This is a genomic window from Nocardia thraciensis, assembly GCF_054782435.1.
In genome coordinates, this window is sequence record NZ_BAAGSM010000010.1 from 229,463 (window position 1) to 251,929 (window position 22,467).

Sequence of the window (22,467 nt, forward strand, 5' to 3'; positions counted from 1 at the left end):
ATCTTCAACGATACGATTCAGTCATATGAGTCGAGAAATTGGAGATTTCGCTGTCCCGCCGTGTGCGATGCTGGCGCTGGGTGAGCCCGCGCACCCGACGCGGGAACCGGCATTCGGGCCGATCCGCAACGAGCTGTTCGCATCGCTCGCGGGACAAGGCTTTCGATCCATCGCCCTCGAGACCGACCGGGTGGCGGCGCTCGCGGTGGACGACTTCGTCCAGGGCGGCGCGGGAACCCTCGACGCGGCCATGAGCGAGGGTTTCTCGCACGGCTTCGGAGACCTGGCGGCCAACCGGGAACTGGTCGCCTGGATGCGCGAGTACAACGGGGGCCGTCCGGCCGCCGAACGGCTGGTATTCCACGGCTTCGACGCTCCGACCGAGAACACCAGCGCGCCCAGCCCGCGGCGCTACCTCGAATTCGCCCGCGACTACCTGGAACTCGACCTCGACCTCGAGACCCTGCTCGGCGGCGACGAACAGTGGAGCCGCGACGAGGCGATCCTGAATCCGGCGATGTCGATCGGCGACGCCCCCGAGGCCGCGCGACTGCGGGTGGTCGCCGACGATCTGCTGACCTCGCTCCACATGCGCGCCCCCGAACGGATCGCGGCGACCTCCCGGGCCGACTGGCAGCGGGCCCGCACCCATCTCACCGCCGGTATCGGCCTGCTGCGGTACCACGGGCAGGCCGCTCGGCGAATCGAGGAGAGCGCGCGGATATCGGGCCTCATGGGCACCCGGGATGCGCTCATGGCCGAGAACCTCCTGGACATCCGGGGCATCGAGGAGCGCCGCGGGCCGACGCTGGTTTTCGCGAATATCGCTCACCTGCAACGCAATCCGAGCACCATGGCGATGGCGGGAATGAACGTCCGCTGGGCCTCCGCGGGCGCCATCGTCGACTCCCTGCTGGGTGGGCGATACTTGGTCGTTGTCGGCAGCCTCGGTCGCAGCGCAGCCCTCGGACTCGAAGCGCCCGCAATCGGCACCTACGAGGACTTCCTGCAGCGGCGCGGCGCATCGGCGGGCCTGACGGCCGCCGCCGCCATTCCCGCCGCGCGCACCCGGACCGACACCGGGCACGGGCAGGCCTACGCGCCGCTGACCCAGGACATCATCGACGCCGCCGACGCCGTGCTGCACCTCCACACGGCGTGAGTCCTGTTGTCGCGGAGTAGGTCCGCTAGCTGATCGGCAGCGCGCCGAGGATCGGGCCGTAGCCCCAGTCGAGCAGGCGCCGGGCGTCGGCGGCGGCCGCGTCCTGATCGTCCGGTGAGCTGTGCAGGACCACGCCGATCAGGGGTACGCCCGCGCGGACCGCCGCGAACAGCAGGCAGATCCCCGCGGCGTCGGTGGATCCGGTCTTGATGCCCGTGGCGCCCCGGTAGTCCCGCAGCAGCAGGTTCGTCGTCTCCCAGACGTGGTCACGATTGCCGGGGCCCGCGGGCACGTGGAAGCTCTGCAGTTGCACGATGTCGCGGAACACCGGATGGCTCATCGCGCGCATCCCGAGCGTCACCAGATCCGCCGCGGTGGAGAACGTGGAATGGCCGGTGGGGTAGGGCAAACCGCTGGCGTCGCTGAAATGCGTGCCCGCCAAGCCCAACCGGCTCGCGGTGTCGTTCATCTTGGCGATGAACGCCTCCTGGCCGGGACCGTACGCCTCCGCCAGAGCATAGGCGGCGTCGCAGCCGGACGGGAGCAGCATCGCGTACAGCAGCTGCCGCGCGGTGAGCACCTCGCCCGGGACCAGATCCGCCGTGCTCGCCCCGAACTTGTTGTCGTAGGCGATGATTCCCTCCGGCACCGTGACGGGCCGTTCGAGGTCCCCGGCCTCGATCACGACCAGCGCCGTCATCACCTTCGCGATGCTCGCTATCGGCACCGGTGTATTCAGCTGCCGCGACCACCGCACCGTCCCGGTGACGCCGTCCGCCAGGGCCGCCGCCGTCGCCTGCACCCCCTCCGGCTCGGAGAACGGCCACGGCGCCGGTTGGCTGTGTGAGCCGACCGGCGCGGGGGCGGCCACGGCGGCATGGCCGCCCGTCACCACCAGGACGCCGATGACGACCGTTTGCAACAATCGGGCAAATGTCCGCATCGGCACATTGTGCCGCTATATTCCGCAGATCCGGAGGATTTCGCGACCGCCACACCGGTATCCGGCAACGGGTCACCGGGGGTGGTGCGAGGGATGCGGGAGGGGTCGGGGCGAGGGTATGGAACATCAGGCGACCGGACGGGGCCAGCACCCGGTGCAGTTCGGCGAGGGCGGGCGCGGCGTCGGTGGGTCGAGACCGGTTCGCCGCCAACGCTTCTACACGCGTCGGCGGCGAACTCGGACTGCTGACCGCTACTTTCCGGTGATCAGGTTGAAGAAGGTGGCGTTGATCTCGGCGCCGTTGGGGCTGCCGATCGCTCCGCCGATGGCCGCTCCGATGATGCAGCCGGGGATCACGAACAGCCACGCGCCGAGCAGGCAGCCGATCACGGCGCCGACCGCGCCGCCGTTCTGCACACCCCAAACCCACTGGTTGACAAGGGCGTTGGCGGTATCGGTGAATGCGACCTGCTTCAGGGTCAGCTCGCGTCCGTCCTCGCTCACCGTGCTCGAGACCGGCACGGCCGCGCCGTCGACGGCGAGCGGAATGGATCCGATGCTCTCACCCTCGGCGCCGCGCACGTCGATGACCTGGGCGACGGGATCGACCGCGAAGTTGCCCGAGGCGAGCGTGAAGGTCGCGGTGTGCGCGGCCTGGTCGACCGTGGAGGAGGCGAGCTGCCGCATCGCCTGGTCGGGCTGAGCGGCCGGTGCATCGGCGCCCGCGGTGCTGGCGCCGACCGCCACCGCGGCCGCGGTCAGGACGGCAACGGTCGTACTGCGGAAGACCGAGCGTTTCGAGAAGGACATGAAGACCTCGCGTTCATCAACAATAAGCTGGATAGATCGCCGCGAAAATACGCCTAATTCGGACGCGATGCCAACCGAGTTACGAAATTCGGTGCGGTCGTTCACCACCGGGGCCGTGGGCCGTCGAACCCGAGCGGCGTCGCGGGCCGGATCGCACCCGCAGCCTCGGTTCAGACGTTCTACTCCCTGCGCGTCTCGTGATGTCCCGTGGCTCAGGCGCTTTCGCGTCTGGGTTCGAGTTCGGCCCTGACCACGTCGAGAAACTCGACGCTGGCCTCGGGAGAGAGCGCTTGGAGCGCTATCCTGTTCCAGGTCGTAGTGTAAGCATCAATATCACGTTCCTTGTCGAGGTAGACCGAGCTGGTGAGTTGCTCGGTATAGACGATGTCGGGCAGTTCGGGTTCGCGGAACCGTAGGATGCTGAACGGGCACCCGGGGGATACGTATCGTCCAGCGGCAGCGAATGGCAGTACTTGGACCGTAATATTCGACCGCGCGACAGCCAGGTGAATGAGGTGGTCGAGCTGGTCCCGTAGGATCTGTGACCCGCCCACTGGTCGGCGAAGAGCGCTCTCATCGACTACCGCCCACAGTCTGGGCCCCCAGGTCTGGCTGAGGACCTGTTGGCGGCGTATACGTACCTCGACACGGCGGTCGATTTCTTCCTCGTTGCCGTCGGAAAGGATCGCGCGTGCGTAGCCCGGGGACTGCAATAAGCCCGGAATAAATTGGGGCTCATAGGTTTTGATCGCCGCGGCCGCTTGTTCGAGGCCGAGATAGGTCTCGAACCACGAGGGAAGCAGATCACGATAACGATGCCGCCAGCCGGGATTGTTTGCCCACCTGGCCATATCGAGATACATCCGCCGCTGACGGGGGTCGGCTACTCCATACAGCGTGAGCAGGTCTCGAATGTCGTGCTCTTTGAATCGGATCAGGCCGCGTTCGAGCCGAGAGACCTTGGCGGTCGATGCTCGGATGTGCTCGGCGGTTCCTTCCAAGCTGATTTCGCTGCTTTCGCGTAGACGCCGCAGGCGGGCGCCGAGCAAGATCCGCGCGGCTGTCGGGTCACGATCTGCCGCAGCCAGCTCCGAATCGCAGTCGTGCTGAGCCGTGCCTTCACTGCTCTGCTCGCTGACACATTCATCGAATTCGTTGTCCGGCACCTCGGCTGCTCCGCTGGCGTAGCGCCGATTTGCCGCTTCGATGACCTCGTCTACCGTGTCGTCGGACACACGCTGTTGCAAGGCGCGGGCGCCACGGGATCCGAGGGTGGAACTGTCCATGAGCTCAGCGAAACGCTGGAGGTTCAGTCCGGTGGGGTCGTCGAGTTTGTTCATTGTTCGCGGTCCTCCTTGCCGGGCTCTTGGTTGATCTCGGGCATCCTGCGCCGGAGGCGATGCAGCGTTGCGCGGACGGCGGCATCCGAGGGGAAGTTGTACAGTTCCGCGATCTCCGCATTGGAGTAGCCATCGATCTTGGCCCGGACGATAACCTGCTCTCGTTCAGACAAGGCATTGATCCGGTCCTGGAGGTCACGGGCGTCCACGGCGGCCTCGATCGAGCCGTAGGCGCCGATGTCGGCTCCATGCGGTGAGTTGGCTGCGTGGTCGTTGATACATGCCGAATGCCGTTGGCGGTCGCGGGCAATGTCTCTACGGAATTTTCGGTACACATCGGCGAAGTCGAGAACACAGCCGCCGATGAAGTAGGTACGGACATCGGCGCCACCATCCGGATCCCAGCCGGTATTCCCGTCGACCTGGCGGCGCAGCCGCCCGATGGCACGGATGACGGTCTCGGTCACCAACTCGTCGCATAGATCATGATCGTCGTTCAGGCGTGAGAGTTCCTCTGGAGTGGGGTCGAGCTCGATTCCCTTGCGGCGCCGGACTTCTTTGAAGATGTACCGATGGCGTACCCACGCCGCCAGCACGGCTGTCGCGTATCGCACCAGACGGCGCTCCAACCGCTTGTACTGCGGACTGTCCGTTCCGTAACGGTGAGCGTCGATCAGCAGTTCGACATCACGAGTGTGCCTTTCGAGCCACTCGATGTGGTGATCGGTGCCTGGATCGTCCGAGTGCTCCTCGGCTGATGCGAACTCGCTGCCGCCGGCGGACTCTGCCATGCACACCCTCCATGCGGACACATGGCTCTCACCTATGTGCCGGAAACGGTCAACCACACAGGGTTATAGGTGTGAGGGCATCCGCAGCGTTCGCGATCGCGAGAACCTGCTGGGCCGAGACGAACCGTACGTTTCGTGTCGACTACGACCTATGACCGAGCGACCGCAGTGTGCGATTGTTCACCAGGTAGGAGAGCTAATGCCAAGTGAGTCCGACCCATCCCGGCATGTTCGGGGTGATGCCAGTCGATGGTGGAGGCTGTTTCAAGGGTTTCGAACTGTCGTGACGGTCGTCGATCTGGCGGTTCGGATCCTGCCGAAGCTGCGAGAGAACCCCTCCGGTTCGGCAAGATCAGCCCTCACCGAGCTGGCGGAGTGGCTGCTACCGTGATCCAGGCCGTCGGAAGCTGGACCGCGAGCCGCGGTTACCCAGGCAGAGCCGGGCCGCCCGTCAGGGACGACTCGGCTCTTTATCGTGGCCGAACTCGCCGGGCATACCGGCGCCGAACTCGGTGAGCGAGTCCGGGACTCGTCGGACTGGCCCGCACGTATCGCGAGTTCACCGGAGCCTCCCCGGCCCAATCCCTCGGCGAACCGGCGGTGTCCCGACTCGCTGATCACGAGGCGTAGCCGATCCTTGCGGGGAGCCTACGCTCACAGAATCGGTCTGCCACCGGTTACGGCGAGCCGAGCCCCGGAGATATAACTGCCGTCGTCGCCTGCCAGCAGGACGTAGGCGGCGGCGAGTTCGGCGGGTTGCCCGGCGCGGCCCAGCGGGGTGTCGTCACCGAAACCGGCTACCTTCTCTGGCGGCATCGTGGACGGGATCAACGGCGTCCAGATCGGGCCGGGTGCGACGCTGTTGACGCGAATCCCCTTGGGCCCCAGCAGTTGTGCGAGACTGGCCGACAGATTCGCGATGGCGGCCTTGGTGGCGGCGTAGGGCGCCAGCGTCGGCGACGGCATATCGGAATTCACCGAAGAACTGCCGATGATCGACGACCCCGGGGCCATATGCGGCAGGGCGGCCTTGACCAGCGCGTAATACGCTCCGACGTTCACCCGGAAGGTGTAATCGAATTCCTCGTCACTGACCTCCTCCACGGTGTGGTGGGTCATCTGATAGGCGGCGTTGCTCACCAGCACGTCGATTTTCCCGAACTCCGCGACCGCGGTGTCGATCACAGCGCGGCAATGGGCCGGATCGGACACATCGCCAGCGATGGTGACCGCCGACCGTCCGGCCTCACGGACCAGATCCGCCACCTGCCGGGCATCGTCGTGCTCGTCGAGATAGGCGATCGCGACGTCGGCCCCCTCGCGGGCGAAGGCGATCGCCACCGCGCGCCCGATACCGCTGTCGGCCCCGGTGATCACCGCGGCCTTGCCGGTCAGTTTGCCGCTGCCGCGATATGTGTGCTCACCGCAGTCCGGCTCCGGTGTCATCAGCGACTGCACACCGGGAACTTCCTGCTGTTGTTCGGGAAAACCCATTGTCGGACACCTCCTTGTCGCCCCCCCGGATATGCGGCTGTCAGTCCCGGGAGATCTCCTCGACGACGCGTCCGGCGGTGTCGTTCTCCAGGGCGCGGGCGAGGTCGGCCTGGGCGATGATTCCGACCAGTTTGTCGCCGTCCAGGACCGGGATGCGGCGCACCTGGTGTTCGGCCATGGCCGTCATGACGTCCGTGACGTCGGCGCCGATTTGGACCACGATGGGCACGCCCTGCGCTAGTTCACCCGCATGAATGGCGAGCGGGTCCGATTGTTGCGCAACGACTTTCACGACGATGTCGCGATCGGTGAGCATGCCCTTCAGCTTGCCGTCCTCGCCGCAGATCGGCAGCGCGCCGACGCCCGCCTCTGCCATTCGGCGCGCCGCCGCCACGACGGTGTCGCTGGAGCGTGCGCATTCCACATCGGTGGACATCAGTTCCTGCGCGGTTGTCATCGGACAGCCCTCCTGGTGTCGGAGTCGCGATACCTCGCGTTGGGGTATCTATTCGACGGCTACCCAGCGGCGAGGGCCCTAGACACCGCGCGTCAACATTGGGCGCTCAGCGAGGTGCGGCCGTCGCGGCGCAGGTAGGCGTCCACGGGATAGCGCAAGTCGGCGGCATGGGTGCGTCGCCACTGCCGCCGGTAGACCCCCGGTCGGTACTGTGGGGTGTCCGGGGCCGGTGGATGGGGGCGATCGTGGCGGCCGGGCGGGAGCGTCGGCGGGTCGTTGTGGCCGCGGCGCCGACTTCCAGGACGCGTGCGGTGGCGATGTCGAAGAACAGGCCGATACCGTGAGCCCGCGTTCGGCGACGGCACGTAGGCACCGGTGGGCAGGCAAAGTCGTCCTCAGCGCCCGAGCGCTCGGATGACAGAGCTACGCAAGTGCGGCGCAAGAGATCTCGCCGATCATCAGGAACCGTAGCTCGCATCGGTACCACCGTAAGGACATTCTGTGTCTCGACAGTCGCAACGCCTGCGCCGCAATGTAAATCGCGTCAATATGATTATCACCCTGCTCCAGAAGTGGGGTGTGGTCTTCTCGGACATGCACATCCTCACCGTCGTCGGCCGACGATCCGGAGAGTTGCGGCAGGTGCCGGTCTCGGTGGTCCGCCTCGGTGATGGGCGCTATGTCTTTCAGGCGTATCCGAAATCGGCATGGGTGGCGAATGTCCGCGCTACGCCGACGGTCACGTTGGCGCGTGGTCGGCGCTCCTCGGTGGTGCGGATGGTTGAACTGCCTGTGGACGAACGTCGTTCGCTGCTGCGCGACCATGTCGCGAACGGCCGGGCGAAGCTGGACGAGTGGTTCGTCAAGACCGGCTTGGTCGAGGAGGCCACACCGGACGGGCTCGCCGCCGCCGCCGAGCGGATTGCGATCTTCCGCGTCGAACAGGCCTGATCTGGATGCAACGGCGCCCGTCGCGGTGGCAGTTTCGCACCGCCCGCTATGCGGGATGAGAGCGCGATATATCGGCGATCGGGGGCGGAGACTCAGGTCGCGATGTGATAGCGGAGATACACAACGCCGCTTTCGAATCGGCGCTCGTCCAGGAGTTCCAGTTCGGTGCGAGTGTCACTCGGCAGCGCTGGCTTGCCTCCACCGATGATCCAGGGCCAGACGAACAGTTGGCACTCATCGACCAGCCCGGCTGTGAACGCCTGGGCAGCCAGGTGTGCGCCGCCCACGGTGAGGTCGCTGGGAGCCGAGGCTTTCATGTCGCGTACCGAAGCCGCGTCGAAGCGCTGTTCGAGCCGGGTTTTGGCGGTTGACGCCGCGGCCAGGGTGGTGGAGTAGACGACCTTGTTCGCCGCTTGCCAGGCGGTCGCGAAGTCTGCTGTCAGGGTGGACTGCGCGGCGAGGGCGGGATCGGTTTCCCAGGGAGCCATCGTTTCGTACAGGCGCCGCCCGTAGAGGAACGTGCCCACAGAACGTAGGAGGTCGGTGTAGGCCGCGAACACCTCGTCGTTGTGCGGGTACAGGGTGAAGGAGCCGTGTTTGTCCTCGATGTACCCATCGAGGGATACGTTGGTCACGTAGATCAGCTTGGCCATGTCACTACACCTCGACGCTCGATGGCGGGGTCTGGGTACCGATCAGCGCGGCATCCAGCTGGATCGGTCGCGGAGACTCCGACGATCGCTGGTTGCCGCCCGGTCGCACGTCGAACTCGATCTCCTTGCGCGGTAGCGAATTGCCTATCGGACCCGACCAGGCCACGAAGTGGCCAATCTGCGGGGTTGCTGATAGCGCTCGATCCAGTCCGCCGCCTCGCACAGCAAGCCGCTGCGGGGGGTGCTCGCGCGCTACCTGCCTGCGCGCGTCCTCCTCTGACTCAACATCGCATTGAATGAAATGAGCCTTCATCACATTCCGCCAAGATAACGCCGCCATCCGTCGCTGTAGCCGATACACATCCCGGCGACGAAGTTAGTGGGCCGAGAAAACACTAACCAAATGGTTAGCTGCGGTCATCGCCAGTGGGAGCAAAGGTTCCGATGAGGCGGTGTCGGAAGCCTCGGCGATGGCGGACTATCTCGTAGCCCGGGGAGTCCCTGTCGAGAGCGACGGGTCCGAGGAACGCTCCACCACCACCAGGGAGAATCTGCGGCCCGGTCAGCGAGATTCTCCATCGTCACGATGTGCCGATGCGTCGTCGTGGCTTGTCTGCTCAGCAGTTCGATGACGTTGCCCATCTTTACGGCGTGGGTTGGTCCCTTGCCCGGGTCGGCAGGCACCTCGGTGTTGACGCGATGACCGTGTTGAACAAGTTCCGCGAGCGCGGGATAACGGTCCATGGTGGGTCTGGCGACTCCGTCTGGTCTGGCGCCCGGCGACGAAACGCACTGTACTGCCGAATGGCGCGCGTGCTGCTGACGCGCGCCACACGTACCACGAGGTATCTGAGTACTTCTGCTGGTAGTCGTGGTTTCGTCAATTCAGGATCTCGCCACGTACAACGGTCGACAGCCGATCCCGCCAGATCTGCAACTGTTCGGGTGTGAGTCGCGTCCAGTCGGTGATCTCGCCAACGATGCGCAACGGTGCGCTGCTGCGGTACGACCGGGTGGGGTTGCCGGGAAACTTCTTATCGGTCACGTTCGGGTCATTCTCGAACTCCCCGGTCGGCTCGACCTCGTACACCCGTGGAATCGCGTCACCCTCTGACAGTTCTACAGCGATCTCCGCGGCGAGGCCTGCACCATCGACAAGAGCCGTGAAATAGATGTGGTTCATCACGATCTCCGGGCGGTAGTTGGATGGGCGGCCCGCGGTCAGGAACTCGCCTACGCGCAGATCCGCGATCGTGCCGTGAAAAAACGGTCCATCATCGAGCATTCCGGACACGTGAATCCTTTCCTCGCCTGGTAGGACGAGCGATTCTGCCGCATCGCCCGGGTCTTGCCGCAAGCCCCGGCCGGTGTCGTATCCTGAAGGTAGAGGTCATTGGGCGGATAGCGGAAACCTCACCCCCGAGTGTGCGCGTTCATGCCGCGTTGCGGGCTATTCGAAGCGGCCAGCGCCCGGTCCACGGAAGATCAACGGGTCCGGCGTCACTCGGCTGTGTTGTGATCAGATCAGGCGTAGAGTCGACAACCCGAGGCGACAGGAGTTGGCGATGTCCCCACGCGCCAGACCAGCGATAGTCCGGACTGCTGCGATCGCTGTGGCCGTGGGTGTCACCACGTTCTTCGGCGCGGTCGGTCAAGCGTTCGCCGACGTCGAACCCGGCGCCTACACGTCCACGACGTGGTCGTCTGGCGTCGTGCTCTTGCAACGCGACGCGCGCGTCGAGGGCGGGGATCTGGTCTTGATAGGGCGTTACCCGATTCATTCGACGCCCGACGGTGGTTACGTAGACCTATTTCCCGGCCACCGAGTCGTACTGATCAGCGACGGACGCGGCGGGTACGAGGGCCCGGCGTATTTCGGTGGAGTGGTGATCGGCGCCATCACGCTGACCCCTCAACGCTGACCGATCGCCCCCAATCTCTGATGGGGTGGGGGTCGCACGTCCTTGACTATCTGATTCTGCGTGCAGGTTGAACGCACCATAATGCCGCATATCGGTTGCTTGGCAGCTCGAAAGTGCTGATTGCCGCTCCGCTCACGCATTAATCAAGGCGGGTCGGTATCCGTGTCGTCGGCGAGCGGGCTGCGCGAGTATGCGGCCGATGCCACGACCTCCGAGCTGGGCGACCGGTTCGGGGTCGATCGCCGTACCGTCAGCGCCATCCTGCATCGCCACGATGTGCCGATGCGGCCTGTCGCCGGGTCAGATCGAGGAGGCGATCCGTCTCTACGGTCTCGGTTGGTCGCTGGCGCGAGTCGGGAACACTTCGTCGTGATCCGACCACCGTGTTGAATCGCCTGCGCGAGCGTGGCGTCCACACCCGCGCTACGCACGGGCGGGCTCGGTCCTGACATCAATCCCTCAGGACCAGGTGAGACCGCGACATCAACGCAAACACGGTCCCGCGGTCGTGGTATTCACAGTGTGCCCACGGACGTAATCAACACCGACGACCAGCCACACACCTTGGAGCGCTCTGACCCGTTGATATGAGATATCCGGCAGAGGCGGACTCCATGCCGGAGATACGAAAAGCCCTGATCAAGGGCGCTTTTCCTAGTCAACTTGTGGAGCTAAGGGGCGCTACTCGAACCAAACCCACCTTCGGGATCGGCTGGCTGACGTTGGACGACGTGCCGAGGAGTCGGGCCGCCGCCCAGCACGCCCGACTGCCGACGGTACCAAGTCGCCAGGCAGACGACGTGTCAGCGAGGAGGAAGCGGCGCTGATGGTAGCCAAGTACGAGGCGGGGACGTCATCGAATCAGCTGATGGCCGATCACCAGCTGGCCAAGGGCACAGTCTTGAAGGTACTGCGTAACGCCGGGGCGACGATTAGGCCGAAGGGGCGGCAGCAGCAGCCGTATGAGGCTAGTCCTCGTACAGGGCCTCGCGCGTAACTATCTCGGCTTGGGGAAAGATGCTCGCTCGTGTCCTGAAGTCAGCGGATACCTTCTTGGTAGAAGCAAAGACGATGCGTGCCGGGCTCTTGATCGGCATACCGACCAGAGTCTCGAATTTCGCCAAGGCGTCAGACTTAAGTGGCTCCGTCTTGCATTCTCCGAAGATGATCTGGCCATCTAAAATGCAAGCAACGTCCATCTCTCGTCCTTTACTATCCTTGCCCTCCGCTGGAAAGCCGACCAAGTTGATTTCAGGAGCAAAATGGAACGACTTTTTAGATTCCTTGCTGAGCCTGTATAGCACCTGAGCGACTAGGTCAGAATTATTTAGATAGAACTGATAGACCGTCTCAGCTAGCCTGTAGTACCAGTGAGGTTGCACTGGCATTTTCCAATGCCTTTGAGTAAACTGCTGGCGGTAGCCGCAACGACTGCAGACGAATTCTGTTGTCAACACGTCGATGCCATACCACGAGCTTAGAAGGCATCGCTGGCACTGAAAGATATAGCCGCGTTGTAGTACATCCTTTCCGACGAGCGTGTCAACGAGATCTGCAGCAGACTCCTCATTCCCGAGACTTGCCGTTATGGCACCCAGATTGAGATATGACCGTTGGTCGTTGGACAAGAAGATGACATTTCCATTTTCTGCATTCTGCCTGAACTTGAATTTATCAAATATCTTGCGAGTGGTCGGATCCTGGACGAACGACCCCAACGCTTCCAGGCCTCCGAAGCGGCGGAGCGTGTCGAGGAAGTAATTTCCCTTATCCGAGTATTCAACTTTCACTCCCACAGGCTGAAAATAATCCCCAAAGAGCGCCATAACATCTGGCATCTCGACCTTCGGTCGCCGAAGTATGGCATCAAGGTCCGAGCTGAATATCATAGAGTTCGGGCAGAGATACACGATTCCATCAACCGCCACTCGTGATTCAGTGGTTGAGTTGTGTAAATTTACGATCTTAGGACCAAGAGTGGCGAGCGATGGAGGTCCGTAGCCCTCGATCTCGATGGATGTTAGCCAATAGTGCCCCGGCAACTTGATTTCGCTAAAGTTCTTAGGTCGAGGTGTATCTAGAAAGCTGACACTCTTACCGTCAGCGAATATCATGTCGCGATAGTTGGCGTAGTTGTCTTGCTCGAAGACTCGAAGCACACACGTCACAGAAACCGACTGGATTGGAATGCAGTTCAAGCTCGACTTAAACCGCTCCGGATCGATGTAAATGGACGAAGCCATCTGCACCTTATATGAAGAGAGTTGTCGATCCGTCAAACTCATGCTGCATAGCTGCATGGACCTGTCCTCGTGGCCATACTTTATCTGTTCGAAGAACATATTGACCAGGGCCCTAGCCGCTTTTTCCTGCTCGCCGAGCTCAATTGTCGGCTCCCCCTTATTGCGTAGCTTAATATTCTCCTTGATAGCGGAGTTGCATTTTCTAAGCCAGGCAAGGGGGAGCCAAAATACCCTTTCATGCAAACGCGAGAGGGAGTAATAGAAGAAGAAGTCATCCGCCGTATCGCCGAGAACGATAGTGACCGACTCTTCATCTGCTCTGTGCACATCCGACTTGTAATACTGTCCAAGGTGCAGCATGCTGAGCGAAAACGGCACGGCATCCATGTAATCTTCTTGTACGCCATCCGTCGTCGGATCCACGACTGGAGACGAGCCAAATGCTCGCCGCAGGAGGTCTATGGTGCTGTAGTCGTCTGGCAGCTGTCGTGTTGGAAAATCTTCAGCATTAAGCTCCGCGACGTACTCCTCGTCGCCGAGACCTGTCTGGGAGCAGATAAGAAGGGACAGTGTGGGGTCGCCGATAGACTTCGGTAATACGACCTCAACGCGACGGGACGAAGCGGAAATAATTTTGGCGATCTTTGTGAATGGGTAGCCGAATCCTGAAGCGCGGCTTACATATTGGTCTATAGCGCCTTTGTAATGGAAGGGGCTAAGTCGATATACAAGCTCTTCTTCCAGGTCATCGGTCAGGGTAAGTTCGTCAATAGCGGACTGTGAGGCACTGTCTGCAAACCATTTTTCAAATATCTCAGCAGGGTGATCCTGTTTCTTCCATTCCTTCTCGTGGCGCTGCTTCGCATTCTCGTAGCTGATCGGGTCAGCGTGCTGCAGGTCGGCGAAAGTGAGCCTATAGACCGCGAGATAGTCTGGACTATATATCTCCAAAAGCTCCCAGAACTTCTCGTCAATACTCTGACCATCTGTTGGGACAATGAGAAAGTAGCGTCCGCCCCACACTTTTGAGGCTTGCAAAATGGCGCCGCTGGCAGCGGCCATCCAATGTTTGCTGTTCTGATTTATGAAGATGGCACAACGGGGCGGTCGAACTGTTGCTGTTATGTTTTGGTAGCTAACTTGCCCCGCCATTCGGCCGCCTCCCTGCGCTCGGTGATTTCTTTCGCCTCATTACCTCACTACTTTAGAACATTTAGGCCCATTTGTAACGTTCCGAGCTGTGCAAGACTTCAAAGGTAAACTGGCGAAGTAGGGCGAGATGGGCATTGTCCGGAAATATAGGCACACCCTGGGGGAAAGGCGCGTCGCCTGAGTACGTCAGGTCTCCGGTGATTCCGAGCGCCCACTCACCGGCACAGAGGACCCTATAGTACTGATGCAGTTTTCCTACGTGGGTCCCGCCGTCCCTGTTGGCCATGCTCAATATAATCCGCTTGCGGGTATATGCCTCGCCTTTGTAATGAAAAATTTGCTCACCGTCCCACCACTCCGCCAAGGTGACTTCGTGTAGCATTTTGACATCCAGCATGGGGATCATCACGATCGGCCGGGGACTAGTCAAATCAATCCGATGCTGCAAATAACTCCTCCAGCCGTCGGCAACTGTTGACGAAGTGACCATGCGTGTGTCACCAAGACCGAGCTGCATCATTAGCGCAATGCTATTGGATGATGGATAGTGATGAAACATTACACGTAGCGACGTAGCCAGCCGAATAGCCTCATCCTCATGTCCAATATCGTACAACTCAGATGAGCGATTCAGGAAATTGAGATGTTCGGACAGCTTAACTTGTAGCCATTCCGGCGGCGAGGAGGTTGACAAATTACCTAACCATTCCCGTGTGGTATCATGCTAGAAATATTCTCGAAGGTCACTGCGGCTGAGTTCCCCCCTCGCCTCAATCAACTTCTGCTGTGAAATCTTGTTATCCCTCAGCTTGTTGATTACAGCCTTCAGCTCTTCGTCAATGAGCCGCTGAGCCGCCCGCCAACGTAGGTTCGAGTCCGACTCGCCTGATGCAATAGTGCGCGACAGGTAGTCCTCAATCTGCATAACACCGTCCTCGCCAAACTCATATTTCAACTGCCCAAGGCGTATGAACCGATCATACAGAGGCCTAATACTTGGAGTCTTCGCCCATTCCGGCACGGTACGCGTAGTCCGGGGCTCGAACTGGGTGTATCCATCACTCACTCGCTCGGGGATTTCCCAGTAGTCCGGGATGTACCGAATCTGAAAGTCCATATTTCGTAGAGCAATCGGATCGAGTTCCTGGCCCCCATATCGAATGTGAAAAATCAGATTAAGTGCATCGAAGACAGCCTGGCGGATGATTGGGTTGAGCTGCTTCATCTGTGCATCACTCAGATGTTCGACATGAAAATCTTCCATCTCGTTGCGAATGACCATGGAGATCAAGAGCGCTTCACGCTGTGCCTGGGACAAAGACCTAAACTCATCGAATATCATAGCCATCCTCATTGAACAATATTCAGACTCGAAGATCAATGGAGCGAGATGTGATCGCGTCAGTAAAGCGCTAGTCACGATAGCGCGCGCCACCCGGCCCATGGCCGTAAGCCAAGCTCACCTTGGATCGACGACAGTCTGCGTAACGCTTGGTCTTTGCTCGCCGGATCAGCTGTGGCGACTTGTATAGCCATCGTCGTCATCCGGAACTCACGTATGTCCCGCAACAACTCGAACCCATCCCAGTTCGTAACGTCATACCCGTATACATCGCAGAACTCTGCATACTGTTTCTTAGTGATCCAACCGAACGAACTGTGCTTGATCGCTGTATGTACCAAATCCCACTCTGGCGGCCCAATCGAAGTCCGCTCCAGATCGAGCAGTATCACCCGGCCGTCTTCGGTTGAGACAACGTTGCCCACCCAGGCATCGCCGTGGATCACGCACCATGGCAGCCCTTCGGGAAGGTTCGCCCACCGCTGGCGAAGTTCCACAAGATGGTCGCGCATCCACTGCTTATCAGCGTCGGTCAGGATTGAAGCGGCCTCGATCCGCTCCTCCAGCCGGACGAACGGCTCCACCTTTCCGAGCGTGAAGGTCGCCGGCAGGTCAAGACTGTGCAACTGTCGAAGCGCTGCTGCCACCTGTGCAGGTGTGCCGGGTTGGTGCGGAGGCAACTCTTGCCAGAACGTCGCTGAACGGCTGTCAACCTCGACCGGTTGCTGCACTTCAGGGATAACCCGTACAGCCTCGACGCCGGAGACTTTCAGCCACCTAGCAACGTCGACCTCCCTGCGCGAGGCCGCTTGCTGCCCTGGCCGACTGATCCGCACCACCACGCCGCCGGGCAGCCTGAACAGGGCGTTCTCACTCAGGTTCAGCAGCTCGGCATCGGCCGAATCAACTCCGACCATCATGCAGGCAGTACGCAGGACCGACAGCAGTTCGTCGCTTGCCTGCTCTGCCGTCATACGCTCGCCAAGGTCGTGGCAACCTGACTAAGAAGTTCCTCTACTTCGGTCGCCTGACAGTGTGGCGCCGAAAGCATGGCGAGATCCCGCAGATCGTCGGCTGCCCGGCGAGACCGAACATGCCCAGCATCGAGCAGCGCAGCTTTGCCCATCGCCGCCGCCTCTATCGGATCACCGGTCGCCATCGTCAGCGACGCCAGCTTGATACCCGAAATCGCCCTGGAGCGAACGAAGGCCTCGGTATGACCATCGACCGCGGCCTGGAGCCGTGCACGAGCTTCGGAGGCGAATCGTCCGGCCACAGCGAGATCGAACAGCGCGTGACCAGTGTCGCCCGAATGCTGGGCAAAGTCGTAATAGGTCATCCACGGCGGATCGTTCGCCGGTGACGCGTGAGCAAACTCCTCGTCGGCCTGACCCACAGCCATGAGTGCTTCCTCAATGCGAAATAGCTTGGCGAGCGCACGTGCCCGCGCCGAATGAAGCATGGCGCGCTCCGTGGCCGCGAGCCGATCCGACCGCACCATCGCCAGTTCGATATAGGTCAGTCCGTCGTCAGGGTTGCCGCACCAGATCGCCTGCCGGGCCATCGAGGAGAGCACCTTGCCCCGGAGGTGCCAGTCTCCTGCGTCTTCGGCGCAGGTCCAGGCCAATCGGAACATGCTGCGAGCGTCGGCATGGGCGTAGGCGTCGAACGCCATGAAGCCCGCGGTATGGCCGAGGAATCCAACCGCACTGTGAAGCTCTGGCCGGTTCGTCTCTGAGCAGCGGGCGTTGAGCAGGTTGACGGCATAACGGAGCTGGGCGCCGACGGCTTCCCGCACCACGCCGCCGCCGTATGTGTGATCCCACGAGCTGAACTCTCTCGCAGTCGTGCGGATCTGCTCGATTTCAGCCGCACCGACCAGCGATGGAATCGGCGTCGGCTGGATCGTGCTCATCAGGTCGACCAGCGGCTGAGCGGCACCTGTCACCGTGACGCCAAGAGCCGACCGTAAGAAATCTTGGCGGTTCACATCGTCGAGCGTAGCGGCGGAACTCGTCGGCAGCTTGAACCAGAGCAGGTCGCCGGGAATGCCGAGGACCTGCGCCCACCGGATCAGCTTGGAGAGCTGTTCCGGTGCGGGCCCTTTTTCGATCCGGCTGAGCTGCGCTTGGGTCAGGCCGAGCCAGTTGCCGACGATCTCCTGCGGCAGCGGCTTCCCGTGATACGGATGGTTCCGATAGGCGAAGATCACCCGGCCCATGTGCCATGTGGCGAGCGCATCGAGCATCTGGTCTACCTGCCAGAAGGCGGGCGGCACCAGCGGCGGGAGCGTGAAGTCGTCGGGAGAGTCAGAACCGCAAGGGCTACAGAGCGTTTCGATGTTGTAGCGGTTGAGTCTGCTCCCGCAGCGAGCGCAGTAGCGCTGCGTGTCGGGTACGCGCGTCATGTGGCCGCTCCGCAAAATTCTTGGGCCCTAGGCCCCCATTTGCCCTGGTCAAACGACGCTACCACTGGCCGTGCCCTGGTCGTATGCGTTTCATACATACCGCGCATACGCCCCGGTCGTGGTGCCATCCATCCCGAAATCCCACCCTGGGTGCCTGACATCAGGCCCGTAGGAAGGGGTAGGCCATGGCGTTGTCGCTCGTTGTCCCGATATTCGGCCCTCCGGCTGCTGGCAAAACCACCCTCACACTGCGGCTCGGTTCGTCGCCCGGCAGGGCGATCTTCAGGCTGCGTGAGCACGTACCGAAGGAGGTGTTGGCCGCCACCGCCACCAGCAGCGAAAGACTGGGATGGATAGACGAGTTCACCGTTGCCGAGGCACTTCGCTCGTATTTCGAAGCGGCGCAAGCCAATCCGAACATCCATACCGTTCTGCTCGACAACTTTCCTGGCTCAGCCAGCCAAGTAGACCAACTGCTCAGCACACTGTCGGCACTCACGACTCCCTGTCGCGTCGAGGCAATCGAGGTCGTGACACACGTCAAGACGCTCGAGCAGCGGGCCAAGAACCGCAAGGTGTGCCATCGCTGCGAACGCGACCCGATCTCCGATCCTCGGCTACCGGCCATCCCCAGCAGCCAAGACCCCTGGCAGTGCTCGCACTGCGGTGGACTACTGCATCCGCGGCGAGGAGATTCACCCCGGCTACTCAAAGCCAGGATGCTGCGTTACCACCAGACAGCAGCTGGCATCCGAGCAGCCTTCGCCAATTGGGACTTGGCCGTCACTCAGCTCGATACCACCAACACCATCGACGGGGCAGCGGAATTGCTTGCCCCGCTTCCTATTTCCCGGAGTAGGTCCACATGACCACAACCCCTCTTCCCATGCCCAGCCTCAAGGGCAATGGCTACGGCCACGCCCGAATGCCGCGCGGTGCTGATGTTCCGAGGCCGGAACGCATCGACCGCGTGGCCTACGGCCGCTTCCGCAACGTCTATCTGTACATCACTGAGGCTTGCCAATTACGTTGCGAGCATTGCTATATGGGCGAGCGACTCGACCGTGCGCTCAAGATGCCGCTCTCCCAGATTGTCGAGACACTCAGCATCTGGCGTCGGCTGGGCGGGAGCAAGCTCACGCTACTCGGTGGCGAACCGACGCTGCACCCGCACTATTGCGAAGCGATTCGCCTCAGCAAGCAGCTCGGCTATGAGCACGTCATCACCACGACGAACGCTCAGAAGCCAGCGCTTCGACGGTTCCGGCAGCTGGCACCGAATGACTTCGCCTACGTACAGGTGAGCTTGGACGGTGGCAACAGGGAGACACACGACGCGGTACGGGGTGACGGCACGTTCGAACAGGCGATGGAGACCACTCGCGAACTCTGCGAGCGTGGTTTCGATACCCGCATCATCTGCACGGTAAATCGGGGCAACGAGCCAGATGTCCTGCAACTGCTCGACATCGCCGATGTACTCGGCGTCAGCCTGGTGAAGTTCCACGTCTTCTCCACCATCGGCACCGGCCACGGCAACGCAGACTTGGCCATCACTCCGCCGGAATGGGTCAGCTTCTGCGATCAGCTGAAGGACATTGCGCCCCATTACAAAACGCGCATCTGGTACCAGCCGACCTACGCCCGCCGCGACCAGATGCAGCGCTATGCCGCCGAGGGCTACCAGGGATGTATCGGCCGGACACTGGATCGGATCTCGATCTTCCCCGATGGCCGCTGCTACGTCTGCTCGTACCTGTTCGACACCGACCTGCACTTCGCTCAGATGGTCGACGGACAGGTGCAGCTCAACCACGGCACCAACGAGTTCGATCTATTCACCAGCGCCCTTGCTGAAAGTTCTTGCGGCGGCTGCAAAGCCAGCGCCTGCATGGGCGGCTGCCCGGCCGAGGAGCTGGTAATGGGCAAGGCCTCCTGCGAGGCCTACGACGACATCGTGCCGGTCTGCCGGTTGTGGAAATCCAGCGCCAAGCCCGAGAAGTGAGCAACCGAAGTGGACGACATGAACCGCATCGTGGAGAACCTGTGCTGGGTCGACTGGAGCGACATCGACGACGTCGAACTCAACTGCCGTGAAGCCTTGAACGAACTCGCCGCCGAACCCCAGATCCTGCGCACACGACTGGACGACCTACCCAACCGGCCGGAGCTGCTCGCCATGGCCGAGCACTACGACATTCTCGACAAGATCGTGCTGCACCGCGATGACAACTACGACATCCGCATCCGCCTACACATTTTCATGCCCGGCTACTTCGACCGGCCACACAATCACCGCTGGTCCTACGCCAGCCGGATTTTGCGCGGCCAGTATCGTCACTACCTGTTTGGCAACGCCGAGATGGACGAACAGGTCGACCCGACGAGACTCGAAGTGCTGCAAGCACGGGAGGAACCCGTCGGTACCAGCTATGCCCTGCACCACAGCATGGTGCACGCCGTGGTGGCGGAGCCACACACGGTGTCGCTGGTCATCCGAGGCCCAGCCGTCAAAGACCGCTTCTTGGTGATGGACCGCATGACCGGCAAGTCCTGGTGGCAGTACGGAGCGAAGCAGGAATCCGCCGATGAGGCGGAACGCAAGCGAATGACGCCGAGTCATCTGGAACGGATCAGCACGGAACTGAAGGAGTGGGGACTGTTCTAGCTGCCGGCCGACCGTTGGCGACTGGCGATGAACGCCAGCAGCTCAGCAAGAGTCGGCAGTGGGGCGCTCTGGTGTCGTGCGCACCGAAGCGCCCCACTCGCCGATCCGATCGACATACTTCGCTCCATTGACCAGCCAGCCCACAAGCCGAACAACACGCCACCGGAGAATGCAGCTCCGGCACAGTGGGTATGCCGTACTTCCACGGGAAAGGCTGGTGCTACGACGGACTCCGACCGGCTGAGCGCTACCGCCCCAAATCTTCCGGCTGTCACGATGACCCAGGCCGCCGACGTATCGGCCAGTAGCCGCCTGGCGAGCGCCGGTGCCTCCAGGTGATCGGCGTCGTTGATGTTGGTTTGTATCAAGAGGTACGGGTGGCCATCGACCGCAGCGATCACCTCAGTAAACAATTCGGAACCTCCGAGATTGAGCAGCGTCGGCACTCCGGCAGAGCCGGCAGCTCTCACTACCCTGATGGCCGCCGGCTTGAGCAGCTCGTAGCAATCGAGGTAGATGAACGACGCCTCGGCGATCGGCGAGAGGTCGGCGCGTGCCAGGCTTTCGGCCGCACCGGGCAGATGAGCGAACCATGTCCGCGTGTGGTCATCGTCGGCAGCTACGACGACCCGAGGTGTGACGACCGTCGATTTGGCACGGCTGGTGCCAGCGACTTGCCGATCGTCCAGCCACTCTCGAACAAACTGGCCTTGCTCGTCGTCACCAATGTCGTTGGCAATTAAGAACGGCGGTGCTCCAAAGGCGGCGAGCACCGCCGCTGTCATCGGTCCATCGGCTGCAACCGACCAATCAAAACTTCGAATCTCGGCTCCGTGGTTTGCCTGCGGAAACCGTGGAACCGTCCACAACTCCGCCAGCGCCAGGTAGCTGAAGCACACCACTGGGCCGGGCTGGAGCACCATCTTCTACCAGCCGTATACCGAGAAAGGTGAGCCGTCAGCGATGTGCTGCATAGCCACGCGGCAATAGTCGATCATGTGATCAGGCAAGGCGTCGACAGCGAACCACTCCAGGCCGCTGCACTTTTCAGGTTCGCGGTTGTCCGGTTCACCATCCCACTTGGTTACGGTGAAGAAGAACGCCATCCGACCGCCGGACGATGAATTGTGCATTATGTGGCTGAACTGCACGTCTTCCGGCGTGATCGTCACGCCGATCTCTTCGTCGGCCTCGCGGATCAGGGCGGCAATTACCGACTCGTCGGCTTCCAGATGACCCGACGGATGATGCCAGGCACCATCCTCGTAGCCGGTGTTCTGCCGCTGGCCGTACAGCACCTCATTGCCTCGACGCAGAACAAGGTGAACATCACCAGTTACCTTGTGCCGCTGCGGCTTTACCCCTTGGATCTTTTCTGTTTCCGTACTGCTCATAGACGTCTCCTCTCGTGATGTTGACATGATTTGGTGCGGCGAATCCTGAACTCACTGAGCCTAGATCCCCGGTCATTTGCCTAATATGCGCCGGACGTATACCGACCAACGGGTCGGGGCATGGATCGGTTCCGGCTCCGGAATCACCCTGTTTACCAGGCAATTTGGAAATTCGGCCAACATTGAAAACAGGAGTGATTGATATGCGGAACCCGGTCCTGCTCGGCCTGGCTTGTGTCGCCGGTGGCTTCGTCGGTTTGATCACGGGCATCTTCACTGTCGTCGCTCAGGCCACCAGGCGTATCGAGGGCAAGTGAACGCCAAAGCGGGTCCGCGACTGCCGAAGCCACCGCGCCACATCCGCATCGAATCCGGCGCCCTGCAGCTGGACTACCAGGCATCGGCAGAACAGGCGCAGAACGTGGCGGACGAGCTGATGCAATGGTCCCCGGAGTTTGTCATCACTGTCGACGATGACGTGAGGGACGACCTTCCGCCGCTCCCCTGCGCTCGGCTCTGGGACTAGATCGTGGTCGCCGGGCTGTGGCTCTCGAGCCTCATCCTCGCTGGCACAATAGGTTTCCGGCTCGGTATCTGGTGGAAGGCCGCGGCTGTCCATGGGCGGCATTCCGCGAGCCGTAACCAGGCGCGGGACATTATCAAACGCTATGAGGCGGAGTACTTTTCGTCATGCGGGGCGATTCGTTGGACAGCGACGAGCCAGACTGGGACGACGGT

General features: G+C 61.7%; 24 protein-coding genes. 8 read left to right on the forward strand and 16 right to left on the reverse strand.

All coding sequences use genetic code 11. The annotated features are described in order from the left end of the window. Window positions 1–25: 25 nt before the first annotated feature. Window positions 26–1,162, forward strand: a complete 1,137-nt coding sequence (locus tag ACYVLQ_RS04170; RefSeq protein ID WP_460696021.1) for an erythromycin esterase family protein — start codon at window positions 26–28, stop codon at window positions 1,160–1,162. A gap of 25 nt (window positions 1,163–1,187) precedes the next feature. Here the strand turns inward: ACYVLQ_RS04170 and ACYVLQ_RS04175 are convergent, their stop codons facing one another. From ACYVLQ_RS04175 to ACYVLQ_RS04200, 6 genes are all read right to left on the reverse strand, one after another. Further along, window positions 1,188–2,105, reverse strand: a complete 918-nt coding sequence (locus ACYVLQ_RS04175) for a D-alanyl-D-alanine carboxypeptidase family protein (protein ID WP_460696022.1) — start codon at window positions 2,103–2,105, stop codon at window positions 1,188–1,190. Between the two features lie 252 nt (window positions 2,106–2,357). Further along, window positions 2,358–3,020, reverse strand: a complete 663-nt coding sequence (locus tag ACYVLQ_RS04180) for a hypothetical protein (protein WP_460696023.1) — start codon at window positions 3,018–3,020, stop codon at window positions 2,358–2,360. 107 nt (window positions 3,021–3,127) lie between these two features. Further along, on the reverse strand, window positions 3,128–4,255 hold the full coding sequence (locus tag ACYVLQ_RS04185) for a DUF5753 domain-containing protein (RefSeq protein ID WP_460696024.1): 1,128 nt from the start codon (window positions 4,253–4,255) through the stop codon (window positions 3,128–3,130). Beyond that, complete coding sequence (locus ACYVLQ_RS04190) at window positions 4,252–5,046, reverse strand: RNA polymerase sigma factor (protein ID WP_460696025.1); 795 nt, start codon at window positions 5,044–5,046, stop codon at window positions 4,252–4,254. The genes ACYVLQ_RS04185 and ACYVLQ_RS04190 overlap by 4 nt, the downstream gene beginning before the upstream one ends. Before the next feature lie 654 nt (window positions 5,047–5,700). After that, complete coding sequence (locus ACYVLQ_RS04195) at window positions 5,701–6,540, reverse strand: glucose 1-dehydrogenase (protein WP_460696026.1); 840 nt, start codon at window positions 6,538–6,540, stop codon at window positions 5,701–5,703. Between the two features lie 40 nt (window positions 6,541–6,580). After that, window positions 6,581–6,997: a CBS domain-containing protein gene (locus tag ACYVLQ_RS04200; protein ID WP_460696027.1), complete on the reverse strand. Its 417-nt coding sequence runs from the start codon at window positions 6,995–6,997 to the stop codon at window positions 6,581–6,583. 549 nt (window positions 6,998–7,546) lie between these two features. On the opposite strand from ACYVLQ_RS04200, the gene ACYVLQ_RS04205 reads away from it, so the two are divergent. Further along, on the forward strand, window positions 7,547–7,948 hold the full coding sequence (locus ACYVLQ_RS04205) for a nitroreductase family deazaflavin-dependent oxidoreductase (RefSeq protein WP_460696028.1): 402 nt from the start codon (window positions 7,547–7,549) through the stop codon (window positions 7,946–7,948). 92 nt (window positions 7,949–8,040) lie between these two features. Here ACYVLQ_RS04205 and ACYVLQ_RS04210 read toward each other — a convergent pair whose 3' ends face one another. Both ACYVLQ_RS04210 and ACYVLQ_RS04215 read right to left on the reverse strand, forming a co-directional pair. Next, on the reverse strand, window positions 8,041–8,601 hold the full coding sequence (locus ACYVLQ_RS04210; RefSeq protein ID WP_460696029.1) for a dihydrofolate reductase family protein: 561 nt from the start codon (window positions 8,599–8,601) through the stop codon (window positions 8,041–8,043). A 4-nt stretch (window positions 8,602–8,605) separates the two neighbouring features. Next, complete coding sequence (locus ACYVLQ_RS04215) at window positions 8,606–8,767, reverse strand: hypothetical protein (RefSeq protein ID WP_460696030.1); 162 nt, start codon at window positions 8,765–8,767, stop codon at window positions 8,606–8,608. A gap of 253 nt (window positions 8,768–9,020) precedes the next feature. Here ACYVLQ_RS04215 and ACYVLQ_RS04220 point away from each other — a divergent pair, with 253 nt between their 5' ends. Next, on the forward strand, window positions 9,021–9,233 hold the full coding sequence (locus tag ACYVLQ_RS04220) for a YdcF family protein (protein ID WP_460696182.1): 213 nt from the start codon (window positions 9,021–9,023) through the stop codon (window positions 9,231–9,233). Window positions 9,234–9,481: 248 nt separating this feature from the next. Here ACYVLQ_RS04220 and arr read toward each other — a convergent pair whose 3' ends face one another. Beyond that, a complete protein-coding gene (arr, locus tag ACYVLQ_RS04225) occupies window positions 9,482–9,886 on the reverse strand; it encodes an NAD(+)--rifampin ADP-ribosyltransferase (protein ID WP_460696183.1) in 405 nt (134 codons plus the stop codon). A gap of 334 nt (window positions 9,887–10,220) precedes the next feature. On the opposite strand from arr, the gene ACYVLQ_RS04230 reads away from it, so the two are divergent. Continuing rightward, window positions 10,221–10,523 carry a hypothetical protein gene (locus tag ACYVLQ_RS04230; protein ID WP_460696031.1) on the forward strand — a complete coding sequence of 101 codons (303 nt, stop codon included), beginning with the start codon at window positions 10,221–10,223 and terminating at the stop codon, window positions 10,521–10,523. A 968-nt stretch (window positions 10,524–11,491) separates the two neighbouring features. Here the strand turns inward: ACYVLQ_RS04230 and ACYVLQ_RS04235 are convergent. The 5 genes from ACYVLQ_RS04235 to ACYVLQ_RS04255 form a co-directional block, all read right to left on the reverse strand. Beyond that, entirely contained in the window at window positions 11,492–13,828 is a 2,337-nt protein-coding gene (locus ACYVLQ_RS04235; RefSeq protein WP_460696032.1) for a hypothetical protein, read from the reverse strand. Window positions 13,829–13,979: 151 nt separating this feature from the next. Next, window positions 13,980–14,438, reverse strand: a complete 459-nt coding sequence (locus ACYVLQ_RS04240; protein WP_460696033.1) for a hypothetical protein — start codon at window positions 14,436–14,438, stop codon at window positions 13,980–13,982. Window positions 14,439–14,642: 204 nt separating this feature from the next. Further along, window positions 14,643–15,260 carry a hypothetical protein gene (locus tag ACYVLQ_RS04245; RefSeq protein ID WP_460696034.1) on the reverse strand — a complete coding sequence of 206 codons (618 nt, stop codon included), beginning with the start codon at window positions 15,258–15,260 and terminating at the stop codon, window positions 14,643–14,645. Window positions 15,261–15,334: 74 nt separating this feature from the next. Further along, window positions 15,335–16,234 (reverse strand): phosphotransferase, encoded by a 900-nt coding sequence (locus tag ACYVLQ_RS04250; RefSeq protein ID WP_460696035.1) that lies wholly within the window; start codon window positions 16,232–16,234, stop codon window positions 15,335–15,337. After that, the gene (locus tag ACYVLQ_RS04255; protein ID WP_460696036.1) at window positions 16,231–17,667 is read right to left on the reverse strand and encodes a helix-turn-helix domain-containing protein; all 1,437 of its coding nucleotides are present in this window, start codon (window positions 17,665–17,667) and stop codon (window positions 16,231–16,233) included. Before ACYVLQ_RS04255 ends, ACYVLQ_RS04250 begins: the two co-directional genes overlap by 4 nt. A 185-nt stretch (window positions 17,668–17,852) precedes the next feature. Here ACYVLQ_RS04255 and ACYVLQ_RS04260 point away from each other — a divergent pair, with 185 nt between their 5' ends. From ACYVLQ_RS04260 to ACYVLQ_RS04270, 3 genes are read left to right on the forward strand one after another with little or no spacing between them, the layout of a single operon-like run. Further along, window positions 17,853–18,536 (forward strand): adenylate kinase family protein, encoded by a 684-nt coding sequence (locus ACYVLQ_RS04260; RefSeq protein ID WP_460696037.1) that lies wholly within the window; start codon window positions 17,853–17,855, stop codon window positions 18,534–18,536. Between the two features lie 17 nt (window positions 18,537–18,553). Then, complete coding sequence (locus ACYVLQ_RS04265) at window positions 18,554–19,672, forward strand: radical SAM protein (protein ID WP_460696038.1); 1,119 nt, start codon at window positions 18,554–18,556, stop codon at window positions 19,670–19,672. Window positions 19,673–19,690: 18 nt separating this feature from the next. Beyond that, on the forward strand, window positions 19,691–20,335 hold the full coding sequence (locus ACYVLQ_RS04270) for a hypothetical protein (RefSeq protein ID WP_460696184.1): 645 nt from the start codon (window positions 19,691–19,693) through the stop codon (window positions 20,333–20,335). On the opposite strand, the gene ACYVLQ_RS04275 is transcribed toward ACYVLQ_RS04270, so the two are convergent. Continuing rightward, complete coding sequence (locus tag ACYVLQ_RS04275; protein ID WP_460696039.1) at window positions 20,332–21,258, reverse strand: carbohydrate kinase family protein; 927 nt, start codon at window positions 21,256–21,258, stop codon at window positions 20,332–20,334. The genes ACYVLQ_RS04270 and ACYVLQ_RS04275 overlap by 4 nt on opposite strands. 3 nt (window positions 21,259–21,261) lie before the next feature. Then, complete coding sequence (locus ACYVLQ_RS04280) at window positions 21,262–21,729, reverse strand: NUDIX hydrolase (RefSeq protein WP_460696040.1); 468 nt, start codon at window positions 21,727–21,729, stop codon at window positions 21,262–21,264. A gap of 313 nt (window positions 21,730–22,042) precedes the next feature. Here ACYVLQ_RS04280 and ACYVLQ_RS04285 point away from each other — a divergent pair, with 313 nt between their 5' ends. Then, window positions 22,043–22,255, forward strand: a complete 213-nt coding sequence (locus ACYVLQ_RS04285; protein WP_460696041.1) for a hypothetical protein — start codon at window positions 22,043–22,045, stop codon at window positions 22,253–22,255. Window positions 22,256–22,467: the final 212 nt, after the last annotated feature.